Origin of the sequence: Metallosphaera sp. D4-4, assembly GCF_046245145.1 — an archaeon.
GTDB lineage: Archaea > Thermoproteota > Thermoprotei_A > Sulfolobales > Sulfolobaceae > Metallosphaera > Metallosphaera sedula.
Genome location: NZ_CP176412.1, coordinates 1,092,807 through 1,109,617, shown reverse-complemented (window position 1 = coordinate 1,109,617; position 16,811 = coordinate 1,092,807). Strand labels below are relative to the sequence as shown.

Here is a 16,811-nt window from a genome sequence, read left to right as displayed (position 1 = left end):
TGACCAAATCCCAAAGAAAGTTAATATTTAGATGGTTAAGCTTAATACGTATTTTCCTAGATTATAGGATATGTTAAAGGAACATTATCCCATAGTAGTGGGAAAGTCACTCTACATAGATGATATAACTCCCTCAAATACTGCTTACCTTCACGTAGTTAGATCCCCGATAGCTAGGGGAGTAATCAAGTCCGTGTCGGGTCCGGAGAAGGCCCTTCTAACCTTTACGTGGGAGCAGATAAGGAACTGGATGCCCGTAAGACTCTTTGGACCCTCAGAAGGCTTTCAGGTTGCCAGAATGCCAGTCCTAGCGAATGGAAGAGTTAACTTCGTGGGTCAACCAGTAATGGCCTTTGTGGTACAGGATAGGTATGAGGGAGAGGACCTCGCGGACGACGTTTCCCTAGATTATGAGGAGCTAAATGCTGTTACTGATCCTGAAAGTGCCCTTGAAAGCGAGCCAATTCACCCAGAGCTCAAGAGCAATATATTCATGGATCAACTCCTTCAGGGAGGCAACCTCTCCCTTAAGGACAAGGCTGACGTGGTGGTGAGGAGGAAGATTAAGCAGAGCAGGGTGGCGACAAATCCCATGGAACCAAAGGGCATACTGTGCTGGTGGGACGGTGATACGCTGAACGTTAAGGTCTCGACTCAGGCCCCCTTCGGTGTGAGGAATGACCTTCACGAGTTGTTAGGGATACCTCCAGAGAAGATCAAGGTGAGCTCACCTCCAAATGTGGGAGGAGGTTTTGGAAACAAGAGCGGAGGATACCCTGAGTACGTTCTGGCCGCTCTGGCCTCCCTAAAGCTGGGAAGACCCGTGAAGTGGATTGAGACGAGGTCTGAGATACTTAACAACACCCAATCACAGGGAAGAGGAGAAGTCTCAGACATGAAGCTCTACGCTACCAGGTCAGGAGAAATGCTAGGAATGGAGGGAGAGGTCATAGCGAATATGGGTGCATACGCATATGGAATAAATTATTTCACCTCTCAGTTCGTGGCTAGGCTCTCCAACGGTCCCTACAAACTGAAGTTCGCCTCAGTCAGGGCAATTACAGTCTACACCAATACTCCGCCCATGGGCTTTTACAGGGGTGCAGGAAGACCCGAGGCGGCATTGATTCATGAGACCTTGGTGGAAGATCTAGCGGAGGAACTGGGAATGGATCCTGTGGAGATAAGGAGGAGGAACCTAGTTGACGACTCTGGATACGTGACTCCCCTAGGCCTGAGGTACGACGCAGCTGGATACAGGGAAGTTTTTGATAGGGCCGCGAACTACTACAGGAAGCTCAGGGAAACATCTAAGGGAGTCTCCCTAGTCACCTTCACGGAAATTGTCAGAACCTCTCCGGGAGAGAGCGCCAGAATTGAGGTCAAAGACGGGAAAGTGATAGTTCACCTAGGGTTGGGCGCTCATGGACAGGCATATGAATCCTCGTTTAGGACAGTCGTGGCTGAAGAGCTGGGGATTGACCCGGAGAAGGTTGAGGTCAGGACTGGAGATAGTGAAGGGGTTAAGGAGGGTATAGGGAGCTTCGGTTCCAGAGGGGGAACGATAGGTAGTTCAGCTGCGCTAGCTGCAGCCCAGGAACTCAAGAGGAAGTTGGGAGGAAGGGTGGATCTAAGCAGGGAGATGACTGTTGAGGTCTTTTACAGGGCAGAGGACATATTTGCTCCAGGGGCACATGTGGCTAAGGTCGAGCTTGACCATGAGACGGGGATCTTCAGGGTTGTGGAGTACTATGCCGTAGATGACGTGGGGAGAGTCCTCAACCATGAGGAAATTGAGGGTCAGATCATAGGAGGTGTCCTTCAGGGAGTTTCTCAGGTCATGATGGAGGCAGTGAAGTTCGATGAGAGAGGTAATCCCATGTGCAGTTCCGTTGCAGATTGCGGGATGTTAACGGCGGTGGAAGGGCCTAGAAGGGTTAACGCGGACTACGTCGAGTTCAGGTCATCCCTGTTGTCAGGGTCCAGGGGGGTGGGCGAAGCTGGAACTACAGGAGCCCTTCCTGCCACCTTCATAGCCCTAGAAAAGGCGCTAGGTAGGAGATTGAGTTCATTACCGTTTGAGCCTCAGTAGTACTCTTAAATTGAGGAAATAAGGAATTTTTAGCGTAGTATGCTGTTTAACTCATTAACAATCGGTCCACAGTTCTCACTGTTCTACAATAGCTACCCGATGATCAGAGTCCGTCATAATCTAGAGAAATTAGCACGTTTACCTGGAAAAATCCATCTTGAAGTTGATTCGGAGTGCACCTAGCAAAATATTTATTGCCTATAGTCTGTATATAGATCATATGAAGACCATCATGATAAGGGATGATGTCTACAGGAGGCTTGTGGAGATAAAGGGAGATAAGAGCTTTAGTACAATTATAGAGGAGTTGATTAAAGAATCGAAAGAGGCTAGAAATAGAAGATTAATGAAGTTTTTTGGTATTCTAGGGGAAGACGAAGCTAAACAGTTAGAAGAGGAAATGAAAAGGGCCAGGGAAGAGTTAAATGAAGCTTTTAGCGGACACATCAGCCCTAATTGAATTCATGAGAGGTAATGAAAAGGTAAGGGGCGTCATGCTAAATGCTGATAAAATTTATGCGAGTTCCCTATCACTTTTTGAGCTATTAATAGGAAGTGTGGTAAAAGAGGACATTCTCGAGTTCATCTACTCACTTGATGGAATACTTCCTCTCACCAGGAAGGACAGTGTAGTGGCATCAACAATTTACAGGGAATTGAAAGATAAGGGAAAACTGATAGGATTGGTGGATATACTGATTGCCTCTCAAGCAATAAATAGGAGATTAGTTCTCTTAACGAAAGATAAAGATTTCGAAAGAATAAGGGGGCTTAACCCAATTCTAGTTTGAAGTGTGACGTAGGAATTGAAGACTTTTCAAAAATTATCCCATGACCAAGAGTTAAGAAGGCCTTAAAGAAGCGATAAGTTCTAAGAGACGGGGAAGCTCGTGCTCCACGTTGCGACAGAGGCATAGAGGAATGTGTACTTAGAGGAAAGAGATGGTGTCGCGAATGCGACATACTTCGGCGAATAGGTCGAGCTTGACCATGAGACGGGGATCTTCAGGGTTGTGGAGTACTATGCCGTAGATGACGTGGGGAGAGTCCTCAACCATGAGGAAATTGAGGGTCAGATCATAGGAGGTGTCCTTCAGGGAGTTTCTCAGGTCATGATGGAGGCAGTGAAGTTCGATGAGAGAGGTAATCCCATGTGCAGTTCCGTTGCAGATTGCGGGATGTTAACGGCGGTGGAAGGGCCTAGAAGGGAGCCTGGAGCTCGTTGAGTTCATGTAAACCCTGTTGCCAGGTCCAGAGGAGTAGATGAAGCTTGAATCACGGAAGCTATTCCTGCCACCTTCATAGCCCTAGAGAAGGACCTAAGTTAGAAATTTACTTCATTGCCTTTGGAACCCTCACTTTTTCATAAATTCAGAGAGTGTCTGCCACATTTCAAGTTTTTTACATTCATTAACACTTATGTTATCCAGATCTTTCAAAGAACCTATAACTTGTTCTAACTTCATCTCTAACTCTTCCGACAATTTTGTCAATTTATCTTCGTCACCTAACTCAATTCCACCGCTAAGGTACTGTGATCTTATTGAGGTAATCTGCTTAGCCTGATTACGGAATTCATTAGCCTGTTCATGGAATCCTTCCTGCAGAAGCGCTCCATTACTCGAATAATAACTTATAAATAAGAAAAACTGATATTTGAATTCATGTTCCCGATTCAATGCAGAGATATCCTTTCCAATATCATTGCATAGTTTCCTCAAGGCCTGAATACCGTGATTAATCTCGGTCTCTACAATCTTAACTAAACATTTCTTTAGCAACTCATAATAGATATATTTCGAGATTTCTTCAATAGAAGAAACGAGATCAATAATAAATTTTCTTTGATACTTTTCTTTTAGATCATTACAAATTGAAAGATAAGTTTTAGATCTCTCCAGAAAGTCTTCACTCGTTTTTAGCCACTATTATTGGAGTACCTAAATAGTTCATATATTTGCAAACAATTTTACTCACTACTTCGTAGTTTTTACCGATCAAGTGGCCGAGCATGGTACCTAAGGCCAATAGTATCGCAGTTCCTAAGTTGTTTTTGGTGGCATGATATCCACCTATACCCCCAACAGCACCGCCTGCCACAGCTCCTACTTCTTCATAGGTTACAGTCTCTATGATCTCCACATAGTTCCATGCTAGGTTCAAATCTTGAGAAAACTTAATTATATCTTCAATTACGTCACAAATATTATTGATATCCCTGTTAACAGACGGTTTGTCAAAGTTTAACCTTAATAAAATGTTAATTTTCTCGTCTGGATTAATTATTTTTGGTTCGGCATCTAAATTAAAGTATCGCCTGGCAATAGACCCTATCGTTCTCTCGTCAGCATTCAACTTATTAGTAGTTATCATTATCCTGTAATGTTTGGCCATATAATCATTATGTAATAGTTAGTTTTAAAATTTGACTAGACAGAAGAGGGATTTAAGGAGGGTTCTTGGTTTTTATTTAGTCCACTTAAGTCCATCGTCTCCATGTTGATTCAATGAAATCCATCAACTCAGGAATAACATTTGCAGGAGACTTGTGGAGATAAAGGGCAAGAAGAATTTTTAGTATAATTATAGAGAAGTTAATTAATAAATCAAAGGAGTAAGAAATTTAAGCTACGATAAAATTATTGCTAGTAGTGGTTGAAAAGTATTTCGCCAAGAGAAACTCTCTAGTTCCTCTAAGTACCTTTCATGATTGGTAATCAATCTAACGGAGAATCCTAGTCCCTACAGACTAGTCCACTTACCTTTTATTTATCCCAAGATAATGAGAATTGACAACTTTTCGTTAAACATGAGCAAAGTTTAATATTTACGATGAAGATATTGTCAGGAAAGGCGGATTTGTTGATATTCGACGAAATTTCAAGGGACATAGTTAGACTTCTTCACTTCCCCGGTGATGAGATTGCGTTTCATTATCCCACGCCCTCTAGGATATCCAATAAGCTCGGGCTGAACTTCAGTAAGGTGGAAAGGAGGCTCAAGGAGATGAAATCCTCCGGGTTTCTGTCAGAGAAGCTCTACATGGCCCTCAACCTTGATTACCTAGGTCTATCAAAGTACATTCTCCTGGCCATGGCCCCCACGCGTGAGGTAATGGCGATCTACGATCGTGTGAAGGTTGATCCCCCAACGTTCCTGGAGAGTTTCTACAGAACCAACGTCGGTCCTCCCTCGGACACCTCCCTAGTGGTTATGGAGGTTGTGTCTGAAGAGGGAACGTTAAAGGAGAAGCTAGAGTACATGTCCCTCAAGTACAAGATAGACGTTCTAGACAATACCGTAACCAAGGCCAGTTACGTATCAGTTAAACCTGAGACCCATCACGAGGAAGTCGTCCTCTCCAACCTGAGAAGGAAGGACTCCCTAGAGAGGAAGATTCTGAGGGTGCTCTGGGATGATACCTCCCTTACCGTCCCCATGATAGCTGAAAAGGTTATACAAGGAGAGGGTAAAAGCAAGTATAGGACGGTGAAGAGGGCCCTGGACTCCATGGTGAAGCTAAGGGCCTTTTGGCTCTATCCGCAACTGGACTCGACCAAGCTGATGGGTAAAACCATGTTTGCTATCACCGTTATTTGTGAGGACGAGAAGAAGGTAGAAACCACGAACAAGGTTCTAAGGCTTCTCTCTGACAATTACGTAATGTTCAGGGACTACTATAAGGGAATGATTCCCGTTGGTTGCATTTACGAGAATCGCGATGAGTACATCAACCTACTGCAAAGACTAAACGAATCCCACATAGAATACATGGTTTATGAGGACTTTTACGGATTCTCGACGGGAAAATGGCCCATCCCTGAGTAATTAGTGTGTTAATCATAAAATATTTAATGTTCCTTCCGAACACGTAATGTATGCAAAGGGACGTCTTTTTATTAATGATCTCGAGGGTTGCAAGGAGCTTCGCAGCAGGTCTTCTTGCTGTGATTGTGGGGTTATATTACGTTCATGGACTTCACTTGTCCCTACTCCAGGTTGGAATACTGTTTGGCGTGGGGGCATTCGTCACTCCTCTCCTCACTTTAGTCCTGGGATTCTACTCCGATAGGTATGGAAGAAAGAAAATACTGCTCATTACCCTCTCTTTCCTTCCCTTGTCCGTGTTGATACTCCTCCTCACATCCAACTTCTTTCTACTCATGTTGTCTTCTGCCCTTGGTGGTTTCGGAATAGCGGGAGGTTTAGTCGGAGGAGGTGTAGGTGCGAGCGTCGCTCCCATGCAGACTGCCCTCCTCACCGAGAAGGTAAAGCCTGAGGAGAGAACGAAGATTTTTTCGTGGTTCACAATAATCTCCAGTTACGCAGGTTCCGCTGGGGCACTCCTGGCGAACGGTTCAAGTTACGAGGAGTTATTTATCATTTCTCTTCTAGTGTCTGGTCTCTCAGCCCTAGCGGTTATCCCCGTGAAGGAGAACTTCAAGCCGAGGAGGAGGGAGGAACCTAAGGTCGCGAGTAGAGATAACGACGTTATTAAGAAGTTTACCCTCACTGGGATTCTGAACGGGGTATCACAGGGGCTCATAGTCCCCTTCATACCCATCATCTTTAGTGAGGTATACGGTCTATCACAGGGCTTCATTGGAGATCTCGTATCCCTAGGAGGGGTTATATCCGCGAGCGCCATGCTTGCTACACCAGCGTTAACGGAGAGGCTGGGATTCGTGAGATTAATCATAATCACAAGGACAATATCTGCGGTCATGGTACTTCTTTTCCCCTTCCTTGGAGTATGGTACCTTGCCTCCATAGACTACGTTCTTTTCACCCCACTTAGGGTTATAGCACTACCAGCCCAGCAGGCATTAATGATGAATCTGATAGGGGAGGGTAGGAGGGCGACTGCCACAGGAGCTAATCAAGCTGGTAGACTCATACCCGCAGCTGCGTCAACTTCTCTCTCAGGCTACATAATGCATGCTCTCTCGTTTGCCATACCCTTCGAGGCGGCCTTTGTTGCCACGGTCTTGAACTCGTTTCTCTATTTCAAGTTCTTCAGGGATGTAGATAAGGCGGTGGCTGGGAAAGTCGTACTGTCGGAGGGATAGGGGTTCAGGTGCACGGAGGGTCTGAGATCCTGAAGAGGTCTCTAGTAAATCACGACAAGGAAACATAATCATGTCCGTCTCTCATCCTCCATGAAAGGCCTTGCCCTAAAATGGGCAGAGATATATTAACCCTACTAAGATCTTTTCTCAATGATACTTGCAGAGAACCTCACAAAGGTGTACGGGAAGAGGCCAGTTCTAGACTCGCTTAGCTTCCGCGTGGAGAAGGGTTCCATCACAGGGTTCATTGGCCCCAACGGAGCAGGGAAGACTACCACGATCAAGATAGTCACGGGGTTACTTAAGAGGACCTCAGGGAAAGTGGAGGTCATGGGAATGGATCCCTGGAACAACCCTAGGATCTACGAGAAGGTTGCAATCATCTTCACAAGTATATACCACCCCCAAGAGGTCAAGGTAAAGGAATATCTCCACGACGTGGGGAGAGTATACGAAAGGGATCCCAGGGACCTCATCGAGGAGTTTGGCCTAACTCCTCATCTGGACAAGAGGCTCTCCCAGCTCTCCTCAGGGCTGGCACAGAGGGTCCAGTTGGTCTCAGCACTCATAAGGGATCCAGATCTGATAGTCGCCGACGAACCAACGGCCAACCTGGATCCCAAGGCAAGACTCGAGTTCTATGACGTAGTCGGGAGACTTCACCGCAAGGGAGTGACCTTCTTCATTTCCTCCCACATCCTTTCTGAGCTCGAGAAAGTGATAACTCACGTGGTGTTCATCAATAGGGGAAGGGTCACCTTTTCGGGTACAATAAATCAAGCCCTCAAGGTCGAGGAGGGTGAGATCTACCTCCTCGTTGATGACCCGGAGAGGGCACTCCAAGTTCTGGGAAAGGGCGTGCTAGAGGGAGGCTACATAAAGGTGTTCGGGAACCTTCGTGAGGTCGTGGATCTACTGGACGAGCACGGCATCAACGTGATCACCGTGAGGAGGTCGTCTTTAGATGAGGCATTCAAGAGGTTTTCAAATATTTAGGATAATTTTCAGGGAGAGGTACAGGGAACCTACCCTGGAGCTCGTGGTGCCAACAATGCTGGTTGCCAATATCTTCTTGTCAGCGTTTTACGAGAGGGGAAACTTCAGTCTCCTTGGGGTGGTCCTAGGTTTTACGCCTGTGATTAGCGTGTCCGAGACCCTAGCCTTTGCCCTTGGCTTGAGGAACGCCATTTTCGTCACTGGAGATCACGTTTACAAGGGAAGTATCATCTCCTTCCTTACCATGCCGGTGAGGAGGGAAATCCTCTTCGTCTACATCTACTTATCAGACGTAGTGTTGCCCTGGTTTCTCTGGCTATTGACCTCAGTCCTGTACTCCTCACTTTCGGGGATCGCGGTACCCTCACTGATCCTGGCAACCTTCACTGCAGGTTACTTCTTCTCGCTCAATGTGGTCCTGCTTCTCACGATACTCCTGAGGAGCCCAGGGGTAGCAACCTTAACCTCCATGTTCGTCCTAGGTTCAATCTTCGTGTTCGGAGGTGCACTTGGATATTACCAGATACTCGAGGGTAATACCTCCCTCCTCTACCTAAGTTCCTTTGCCAATCCCTACGTGCTTTGGATAGCCGATTCACTGGGAAAGAACCTAGTTCCGCAGATCATTACCGGGATTTGGACTGAGGTCTTCGTCGCAGTAATCACGCTTATGATATCCTTCACGAAGTTTAGGGGGTTAGAGCCATGAAGATTGGAACTCTCCTTCTTGCGCTTGGAATTGCCGTTCTTGCCCTAGGTAGCGTGAGCATTAACGCCCACGTTAAGTATGACCTAACCCTAGGACCTCATCCCGTCAACCTCGTGGTTCCTCCCACTGCCACGGGGTCTATCTCGATAACCGAGAACGCAACTAACACCACAGTTTACGTCTTGATTACCCACGATGGGCAGAACGTGGTGAAGCTTCCATACTCCTCCGCCCTAACTCCTGGGAATTGGACTATTCAGGGATATAAGGAGGTAGTGGTTACGGTGGCCAAGGAGGTAATTACCCAGAACGAGACGCTGAAGTGCGGTAACGTTACAACACAAAGGGTTGTAAGTCACGTTGTCCAGAACGTCTCCAACAACGTTACGTCCCCCGTTTACATTCACGTTGAGGTTGACAGAATGAATCTGGTTCAGGACCCAACACTAGTGGACGTAGCTGGAGGGATTCTAACAGCTCTCGGGATTACCCTTGCCATCCTCGAGAATCGTCGCTCATTTTAGTTTCGGTAATCCCTCTCTGAAAATTTAAACCGGGAAGAGGAAATTATGCCATGGGAAGAACAATTCCGTCGTATACGGGATCGGTAGATAGGTTCATCTCAGAGTTGGAGAGGATATCGCAGAGGACTGGATACCTTGAGGACGTGCTTGCGGAGACCAAGAGGAGGATAAGGTACTTTCAGAACGCGTCCTACGACGAGAGTATAGATACTCAAACCCTGGTGTTGGTAGCAATGATGTCTGTGATAGAGGACATGTGTAAGGGCAGGCTAAAGGACAGATCTCAGAACCCCAGCAATGTGGTGAATGGCTAGTTTACCGGCAGTTATCCACTCGTAGAAGGACAGGAAGCCGTGAATCATTCCTTGATATCTAACCAAGGTTGACACGTTTCCAGCCTCGTTTAGGGAGTGAGAGTAGGTCTCTCCCTGATCCCTTAGGGGATCATACTCTGCAGTGATTACTAGTGAGGGTGGGAGGTTATGTAGGTCAGCCAAGGCTGGAGAGGCATAGGGAGATACCGCTTCCCTTCCAGAGGAGAAGTACATGGTCCCGAACCAGTTCATCATGGACCTGGTGAGGAAGTATCCCTCGCCGTACTCCCTGACGGATGGGGAGTTATCGACCATGTTCACTGCTGGGTAGATTAGGACCTGATAACTAACCAGTCCCTTCCCCTGGTCCCTGTCCAGGAGGGACACCACGGCAGACAGGTTTCCTCCAGCACTATCCCCAGCCACGGCAAGTCTCGAGGTGTCAAGCCCTAGCTTGCCTCCGTTCTCCGCGATCCAGAGAAGCGCATCCCACGAATCGTTAACTGCGGTGGGAAACTTGTGCTCTGGGGCAAGCCTATACTCCACGGAGACAACCGCGATCCCGGATTCCTTGGCAATCAAAGATGTGAGGCCGTCGTAGCTGTCAACGCTACCGAACACGAAGCCACCGCCGTGATAGTAAACGAGGACGGGTAAGTTTTCCCTGCTGGAGGGGACGTAGACCCTGGCCCTTATCCGTGCATCTCTGGTGGGTATCTCAATGTCCTCAACCCTCTCCAGGTTCTCCCTCCTCCCTGAGAAGGCTAAGTTCCAGGCCTTCCTCAGCTCCTGCACGTTTTTGGATAGGTCCTGGGGAGGTAACTGGGAAAGTAATTTCTTTACCTCTGGGTGTAGGGGCATATTAATAGTGGGCATACCCAGTTAATAACAACTGTCCCAAAAACTGGAGTGGAGACGAGCTCGTCACAACTCCTTCAGTATCTTATCCCTGACTAGCAAGGCCGAGAGTGTAACTATGGGAACTCCTATTCCAGGTTGGGTATATTGGCCCACGTAATACATGTTCCTGAGTTTCCTGTTCCTCATGGGTAACCTGAAGGGACCTGTCTGGTTCAGGGTGTGGGATAACCCAAAGGCAGTCCCCTGATACGCGTTGTAATCGCTCACGAAGTCCTCGGGACCATAAATCCTCGAGTACTTGACCTGTATCTTACTACCGGTCTTGATCTCAAGGTCCCTCAGTGCCACTCTCACTAACTCTGGGTTCGTTCTGGTACCTGGAGCCACTGGTATCAGGATCTCAAGGTCCCTCCCAAGGAGGTTCTCATCCGTAGCTCTCCTGTAACTCACATAGTAGGACATGTTCTCGGGGGTGGGCAATCTCCTCTCCTCCAGGGAGTTGAAGTGGTCTCTCCAATCCCCGTTCACGACCACCGTGTGATGTGGCAAGTTTACCTCGCCCTCAACTCCAAGATAACCTAGGATTGCAGAGGGAGCCAGCCTCTTCCTCCACCACTCCCTTTCAACCTGAAACTCCTCAGGTAACAGGGTATCAGCGTAGTGGTAATCCATGTTAAACACGAAAACGTCGCCCTCAACCTCGCCTGAGGGCGTGACCACTGACTTAACCCTGTTCCCGTCAACCTTCACCTTCGTGACGGGAGAGTTTAGCCTGAACTCAACGCCCGCCCTCCTACACGCCTGATACAGTTTATCCACATATCCCTCAAACCCACCCTTCGGGTAATACACGCCCTTACCGTAAATCGCGTAATTTACCATGGCGTACACGGCAGGAGTATTGAAGGGAGAACCACCCAGGAAAACGGATGAGAAACCCATGGCCTTCCTCATGAGGTCGGTGTTGAAGTACCTTGAGTTGAACTTATCTAGGCTCTCCCACAGGGGAATCCTCCCGAGATTTGAGAGGATCTCCTTGTCCAGAAAGTCAAGGTAGGTCATCTCCTTGTTTAGGAACTTTCTAAGGGCAACCTCATACATGAAACCCGTGTCCTTTAGGTAACCCTCCATTTCCTCTGTGATCTCGTGGAAGGTTATGGATTCGCCTTTCTCCCCCAGTTTGCCATTCTCCACCCGCACTAGGGGATTGACCTCAATCACGGGATGGGGACTCTCGCCTACCTCATGGAAGAACCTCTCGAAGACCTCGGGCATTAGATACCAGGAAGGTCCCATGTCAAACTTGAATTCTCCTGCCTTGAATGATCTCGCCCTGCCTCCCACACTGGAGTTCTTCTCTATTACAGTCACTTCCTCAAACTTTCCCTTGAGGAGGAGGGCCGTGGAGAGTCCGCCAATCCCTCCACCCACTATAACTGCCCTCATGTCACTTCTTCACCTGAATCTCTGGAGGTATCTTATCAAGACCCCTTATCACGAACAGGAAGCCCCAATTCCCCTCGCCCTCGGCGTGGTGAACCTCGTGAACCAGGATTAATTCCCTGAAGGGACTGTGCCTCATTCCCCAACTCCTGAGGTGAAGATGCCTATCATGAATGATCATGTCATGCACGAAGAAGTAGGCCACCCCATAACCTGTTAAACCTAATCCTGCACTTAGTGCTAGAAGGTTCCCGTGAAGAATACCCTGGAATATCAGGAGAATCGCAACTCCTGCAAACAGGAGCCCGAACAGATCGTTCTTCTCTATCTCTGCCTGCCTCTCCCTGTGATGATCCTGGTGGACCGACCACATAAACCCGTGCATCACGTATTTGTGCATTCCCCTGGCCACAAACTCCATTCCCACAAATGTGGCGAGGAAGACGCCCGCATACTCTAGAATATTTTCCATAATCATGAATGTGTAGACGATCTACCCCTTTTAAAAATGAATTAGACTTCTTCTTTCAGTTCCCTATAGTCTTCAGTTAAAGAGTTTCTTACAAATGCATTAAGCTTGTTTAACAGGGTTTAACGTGATACAACTTGAACAAACAACTTGATGAGATTTTCAAGCGGGGCAGCACCACTTATTATAACAGTACCCTGTTCTTTCCACCCAAGATCAGGGAAGACGTGACGAAGCTTTACGCCTTTGTGAGGGTCTTTGACGACCTAGTGGACAGCGTCCCACAGAGGAGGGAGGAGTTCTACGCGTTGAGGAGGTTTTATGAGAAGGAGAGGGATGGGTATAACACGGGGAATGTGGTTCTCGAGAACTTTGTGGAGCTCATGAGGAGGAAGGACTTCGACGAGGAGTGGGTCGATGCTTTCCTGAACGCCATGGAGACTGACCTTCACAAGAGGGTGTATTACACCCTAGGGGAGACGCTGGGGTACATGTATGGCTCGGCTGAGGTTATAGGCCTCTTCATGATGAAGATCTTGGATCTTCCTAAGGAGGCTGAACCCTACGCTAAAATGCTTGGACGGAGCATGCAGTACCTGAACTTTATCAGGGATGTCAAGGAGGATGAGTACCTGGGGAGGCAGTACTTACCAGTCGAGGACATGGAGAGATTTGGCGTTGAGGGGCTCCAGTGCACCGACGGTTTCAAGGAATTCATGAGGTTTCAGGTGGAGAGATACCTGGATTTCGAGAGGGAGGCAGAGAGGGGTTATAGGTTCATACCCAACAGGTATCTGATACCGATCAAGACGGCCTCGGAAATGTATAAGTGGACAGGGCTAACCATAAGGGCCTCTCCCTGCATTGTCCTCTCTAGGAAGGTTAAGCCCAGGAAAAGGAAGATAGTTCTCTCAGTCATGAAGAACTCTGTGGGTGTGTATCTATGGAGATCCCTTTCCTCATTGGTAGGTTTGCCTACTCTGAGATAGACTCCATGATGTTCTTCCCGACCCTGGCAATATCCCTGTGGATGGGCGGGAGGAACTACCTGGCACTTCTCAAGTCGATTCTGGTTGTGGCTCCCCTCTACCTGTTCTGGGACTTCCTTGCTACCTACAGAGATTCGTGGGCCTTCAATCCCTCGTACGTGTTGGGAGTGTACGTGTATAACTTGCCCGTGGAGGAGGTTCTGTTCTTCGTAGTAACTCCGTTTGCTACGATTATGATTTATGACTTCCTTAGGGGAAAGCCGGACAGGAGGGTGAAGTGGGGCTCCTGGATGGGGGTCGTGGTGGGGGTACTCTCAATCTTGTCATCACCCCTCTTCATGGACCACTCCTACACCTTTATGGATTTGTTGTATCTGGGAATGGGACTAATCCTGACCTGGGTAATGGACAAGGGAATGCTCGAGTCCCTAAACTTCTGGAAATTTATGGGGTTGAGTTATGTCCCCTTCATGGTTTTCGATTTCTTCTTGACCGCTCTCCCTGTGGTGGAGTATGGTCCCGGTAGCATACTCGGGGTAAGGGTAATCACTATCCCCGTGGAGGATTTCATGTACTCCTTCTCCATGTTAACCCTGTACACCCTCTTTTACAGGCACTTTCTCGGGACACAGAACACGGTGAGGTGATTGGATGCCCGGCGTGACAATCACGGAGGAAATTGAGAGGCTGTTCAGGGGTTCCCCAGAGGACGTGAAGACGATATACTCAAGGTTCTCTAGGGAGGATATCATCAAGTGGATGAGGGAGAGACCTAGCGCAAACATGAGGTTTGTGGAGGTGGAGGGGGACAAGGAAGTAATCGTTGTGGTTCCCACGGCAAATGCCTCAGGGGAACTCGCGAGGAGAACTAGGTCACATTTCGCTGGTCTTCACCTCGTCTTCGTGGAGAGCAACGGTCCCCTATTCAATTACGCGAGGAGTGTGAACGTGGGCGTGAACCTTGCGCTAAGTTATGACCCCAAGTGGGTGGTGATCTCGAATGACGATCTAACCAGAGTGGAGGGCGTGAGTAAACTCAAGGATCAGTTAAGTACCGTATCTAACGCCGAACTAGTCATGGCCTCTCCGAGCAGTTACCACACATATCCCGTACTTCTCATGGAGCCCAAGTCCTGGTTCATCAAGGGGATGGGCGTCTTTGGGAAGATGTTCCGTATGCCCCCAGCCAAGGTTTATGGTGAGCTCCTAGCCTTTAGGGAGAAGCTGGGGATAAGGTACGTCACAATGATAGAGAGCATGGTGGGGCCCATGGCCAAGGTTGCGGGGAAGAGCATCAGGGTTTTGAACGCTGGGAGTTTCGCTGTAATAAGGCCCAGGAGGAGTCCCCTGGACGAGACCTTCATAAACTCGCATGAGGACCTTGTGCTCTCCATGACCCTGAGATACACAGTGATCAAGTACAAGATTGACGAGGAAAGGGGGGCTAGCCTGGGATTCGGTGAAGCTAGGTTCGTTAGGACCTTTGTAAACGAGATATACCTAAACTACCTCCTGGAGAAGGGATTGTTACCTATCTAGAACTGAGGCTAGATGTACCATCTTACCGTGATCCTTCCCAAAACTTGAAGGACTGACGGGAAACTCAGATTAACCACCATCTTCTCCTTATCTCCCTGCATCCAACTCTGGAGTAAGATCTTATGGCAGGAATGTTATCTTCCCTAACATGTAACAGGGGAATAGCTCCGTTCCTTCTAACCTCCCACGCCATTGTCTTTACTATCTCTCCCGCGTAACCCCTTCCTCTATACTCTGGCAATGTGAAGACTCCTCCTATGATCCATACCTCCGGCAACTTAACTAGGAAACTTCCAATGGAAACTAGTTTACCATCTATCTTGACTCCAAAGGTTTTCCCTATCAACCTATTGGCTCTCTCGTATGAAATCATTCCCGTGGAGATTTCCCTGACCTTGACAAGCATGTCCAGATCCTCATCTCTCAACCTAGTCACAACTGCGCTAGGCTCTGGAGATTCACATACCATGTCAATATATCTCGTGGCCTTGAGCCATGGAAACCTACTTGAGATGAGATCAACATTCTCAAGGTTATACGTTTGAATATTGTGTACCTCCACGTCAGGGATCAGTTTTACCGCATCTCCGTAGATCAAGATATCGTTTCTTCCAAGGCCTTTCCAAATAAGTACCATGGAATCCTTATCCATGATCAGGGATGTCCTCACGGCTTCCTCTGGAGTAATTAGATCGTAGTAGGGGTAGGCGTAAGTCAACGGATCTTTGGCATAAAGACTGCTTATCCTATTCTTGACATCTTGAGTAAGTTCGTTAAGGGTACTATATGAGTACATAGTGAATACAAGTAATAACAACGTTGTATTAAGTCATTATTCGAAAGCATAGATGTTGGATCCGCCCTGAACACTGGAGGCGCTTGGCTCAAATAAGAAGGAGTCGTGTTTTTACATTACCACCACGATCTTCTGAATGATTCATACTCACCATTTATACATGAAGTTAAGAGACGATCAAAATAGGGTATGTAACCTTATATTAATGATATAGGCAACTTCACGTCTTAGTCTTATAGTATTAAAAATACCAATTTTACTTTATTCTGCTCTAATCACGTGTTCAGCTCTGAGACAATAGCTTCTTTGCCTCCTCGACCTCCTTCTTGTCCACTTCCTTATAGGTTAACCACCACGCGAAACCCTTGAACTGTTGTAGCCTCAGCCTGGAGTCCTTAACTGTTCTAGGTGGAGGGTTGAGCACGTTATCACCAATTATCTCGTTGTTGGGCCAGTTTGCAGGTATCACGTTACCAGTCTTGTCCACTAGTTGTAATGCCTTAATGCTCCTCAGTATTTCGCTTATATTTCTTCCTATTTCTAGCGGATAATACATGATCAGTCTCACTATGCCCTTGGGATCCACTATGAAGACTGCCCTCACGGTAGCTGTTGAGGACTCTGCATGCAACATTCCCAACTTCTTCGCAACGTTACCCATGGGGTCAGCTATGATGGGGAACGGGATCTCCACCTTCAGGTTTTGCTCGATCCAGTTAACCCATTCGATATGGCTAATGTTGCTGTCCACGGAGAGTCCAATCAGCTCCGTGTTAAGGTTCTTGAATTCCTGATATCTCTTGGCGAAGCTAACAAACTCTGTCGTACAAACCGGAGTGAAATCGCCGGGGTGGGAGAAGATTACGAACCACTTGCCTGAGAAAGCGTCGGGTAACTTAATCCTACCCTGGGTTGTATCTACCTCGAGTTCAGGGAACTTTTCACCTATGAGAGGTATTCTCTCGCTCATCTCCATTTTTTCACCTAAGTGTAATTTAGAGTTACTCTTA

Annotated in this window: 20 protein-coding genes; 13 read left to right on the top strand and 7 right to left on the bottom strand. The window is 47.6% G+C overall.

The window, feature by feature from the left end; translation table 11 throughout:
• Positions 1-70: 70 nt before the first annotated feature.
• The 4 genes from ACI49J_RS06060 (at position 71) to ACI49J_RS06045 (ending at position 3,318) form a co-directional block, all read left to right on the top strand.
• Positions 71-2,092 (top strand): xanthine dehydrogenase family protein molybdopterin-binding subunit, encoded by a 2,022-nt coding sequence (locus ACI49J_RS06060; protein ID WP_240254838.1) that lies wholly within the window; start codon positions 71-73, stop codon positions 2,090-2,092.
• 205 nt (positions 2,093-2,297) lie between these two features.
• Positions 2,298-2,552, top strand: a complete 255-nt coding sequence (locus ACI49J_RS06055) for an antitoxin VapB family protein (protein ID WP_240254849.1) — start codon at positions 2,298-2,300, stop codon at positions 2,550-2,552.
• Positions 2,518-2,883 (top strand): type II toxin-antitoxin system VapC family toxin, encoded by a 366-nt coding sequence (locus tag ACI49J_RS06050; RefSeq protein ID WP_240254839.1) that lies wholly within the window; start codon positions 2,518-2,520, stop codon positions 2,881-2,883. Before ACI49J_RS06055 ends, ACI49J_RS06050 begins: the two co-directional genes overlap by 35 nt.
• 222 nt (positions 2,884-3,105) lie before the next feature.
• Positions 3,106-3,318 carry a molybdopterin cofactor-binding domain-containing protein gene (locus tag ACI49J_RS06045; protein ID WP_409366323.1) on the top strand — a complete coding sequence of 71 codons (213 nt, stop codon included), beginning with the start codon at positions 3,106-3,108 and terminating at the stop codon, positions 3,316-3,318.
• A 129-nt stretch (positions 3,319-3,447) separates the two neighbouring features.
• Here ACI49J_RS06045 and ACI49J_RS06040 read toward each other — a convergent pair whose 3' ends face one another.
• A complete protein-coding gene (locus ACI49J_RS06040) occupies positions 3,448-3,873 on the bottom strand; it encodes a hypothetical protein (protein WP_240255522.1) in 426 nt (141 codons plus the stop codon).
• Positions 3,874-4,000: 127 nt separating this feature from the next.
• Entirely contained in the window at positions 4,001-4,486 is a 486-nt protein-coding gene (locus ACI49J_RS06035; protein WP_240255524.1) for a hypothetical protein, read from the bottom strand.
• Positions 4,487-4,924: 438 nt separating this feature from the next.
• On the opposite strand from ACI49J_RS06035, the gene ACI49J_RS06030 reads away from it, so the two are divergent.
• From ACI49J_RS06030 to ACI49J_RS06005, 6 genes are all read left to right on the top strand, one after another.
• Positions 4,925-5,920: a hypothetical protein gene (locus ACI49J_RS06030; protein ID WP_240255526.1), complete on the top strand. Its 996-nt coding sequence runs from the start codon at positions 4,925-4,927 to the stop codon at positions 5,918-5,920.
• A gap of 50 nt (positions 5,921-5,970) precedes the next feature.
• Entirely contained in the window at positions 5,971-7,161 is a 1,191-nt protein-coding gene (locus ACI49J_RS06025; protein WP_240255528.1) for an MFS transporter, read from the top strand.
• A gap of 150 nt (positions 7,162-7,311) precedes the next feature.
• Positions 7,312-8,157 (top strand): ABC transporter ATP-binding protein, encoded by an 846-nt coding sequence (locus ACI49J_RS06020; protein ID WP_012021019.1) that lies wholly within the window; start codon positions 7,312-7,314, stop codon positions 8,155-8,157.
• Positions 8,126-8,866 (top strand): hypothetical protein, encoded by a 741-nt coding sequence (locus tag ACI49J_RS06015; RefSeq protein ID WP_240255530.1) that lies wholly within the window; start codon positions 8,126-8,128, stop codon positions 8,864-8,866. The genes ACI49J_RS06020 and ACI49J_RS06015 overlap by 32 nt, the downstream gene beginning before the upstream one ends.
• A complete protein-coding gene (locus tag ACI49J_RS06010; protein ID WP_240255532.1) occupies positions 8,863-9,390 on the top strand; it encodes a hypothetical protein in 528 nt (175 codons plus the stop codon). Before ACI49J_RS06015 ends, ACI49J_RS06010 begins: the two co-directional genes overlap by 4 nt.
• Positions 9,391-9,440: 50 nt before the next feature.
• Complete coding sequence (locus tag ACI49J_RS06005) at positions 9,441-9,704, top strand: hypothetical protein (RefSeq protein WP_240255534.1); 264 nt, start codon at positions 9,441-9,443, stop codon at positions 9,702-9,704.
• On the opposite strand, the gene ACI49J_RS06000 is transcribed toward ACI49J_RS06005, so the two are convergent.
• From ACI49J_RS06000 to ACI49J_RS05990, 3 genes are all read right to left on the bottom strand, one after another.
• Entirely contained in the window at positions 9,660-10,565 is a 906-nt protein-coding gene (locus ACI49J_RS06000) for an alpha/beta hydrolase (protein WP_240255536.1), read from the bottom strand. The two genes, ACI49J_RS06005 and ACI49J_RS06000, sit on opposite strands and share 45 nt — an antisense overlap.
• A gap of 63 nt (positions 10,566-10,628) precedes the next feature.
• The gene (locus tag ACI49J_RS05995; protein WP_240255538.1) at positions 10,629-12,011 is read right to left on the bottom strand and encodes a phytoene desaturase family protein; all 1,383 of its coding nucleotides are present in this window, start codon (positions 12,009-12,011) and stop codon (positions 10,629-10,631) included.
• A gap of 1 nt (position 12,012) precedes the next feature.
• Positions 12,013-12,486, bottom strand: coding sequence for a porin (locus ACI49J_RS05990; protein WP_240255540.1), 474 nt, complete (start codon positions 12,484-12,486; stop codon positions 12,013-12,015).
• Between the two features lie 128 nt (positions 12,487-12,614).
• Between ACI49J_RS05990 and ACI49J_RS05985 the strand changes: the two genes are divergently transcribed.
• The 3 genes from ACI49J_RS05985 to ACI49J_RS05975 are packed head-to-tail and all read left to right on the top strand — an operon-like array spanning position 12,615 to position 15,005.
• A complete protein-coding gene (locus ACI49J_RS05985; protein ID WP_240255542.1) occupies positions 12,615-13,466 on the top strand; it encodes a phytoene/squalene synthase family protein in 852 nt (283 codons plus the stop codon).
• Positions 13,421-14,113, top strand: coding sequence for a lycopene cyclase domain-containing protein (locus tag ACI49J_RS05980; protein ID WP_240255544.1), 693 nt, complete (start codon positions 13,421-13,423; stop codon positions 14,111-14,113). The genes ACI49J_RS05985 and ACI49J_RS05980 overlap by 46 nt, the downstream gene beginning before the upstream one ends.
• Before the next feature lie 4 nt (positions 14,114-14,117).
• The gene (locus ACI49J_RS05975) at positions 14,118-15,005 is read left to right on the top strand and encodes a hypothetical protein (RefSeq protein WP_240255546.1); all 888 of its coding nucleotides are present in this window, start codon (positions 14,118-14,120) and stop codon (positions 15,003-15,005) included.
• Between the two features lie 64 nt (positions 15,006-15,069).
• Here the strand turns inward: ACI49J_RS05975 and ACI49J_RS05970 are convergent, their stop codons facing one another.
• Together ACI49J_RS05970 and ACI49J_RS05965 are read right to left on the bottom strand one after the other, a co-directional pair.
• Complete coding sequence (locus ACI49J_RS05970) at positions 15,070-15,723, bottom strand: GNAT family N-acetyltransferase (RefSeq protein ID WP_318551964.1); 654 nt, start codon at positions 15,721-15,723, stop codon at positions 15,070-15,072.
• 361 nt (positions 15,724-16,084) lie between these two features.
• Positions 16,085-16,771 carry a peroxiredoxin gene (locus tag ACI49J_RS05965; protein ID WP_240255675.1) on the bottom strand — a complete coding sequence of 229 codons (687 nt, stop codon included), beginning with the start codon at positions 16,769-16,771 and terminating at the stop codon, positions 16,085-16,087.
• Positions 16,772-16,811 lie beyond the last annotated feature (40 nt).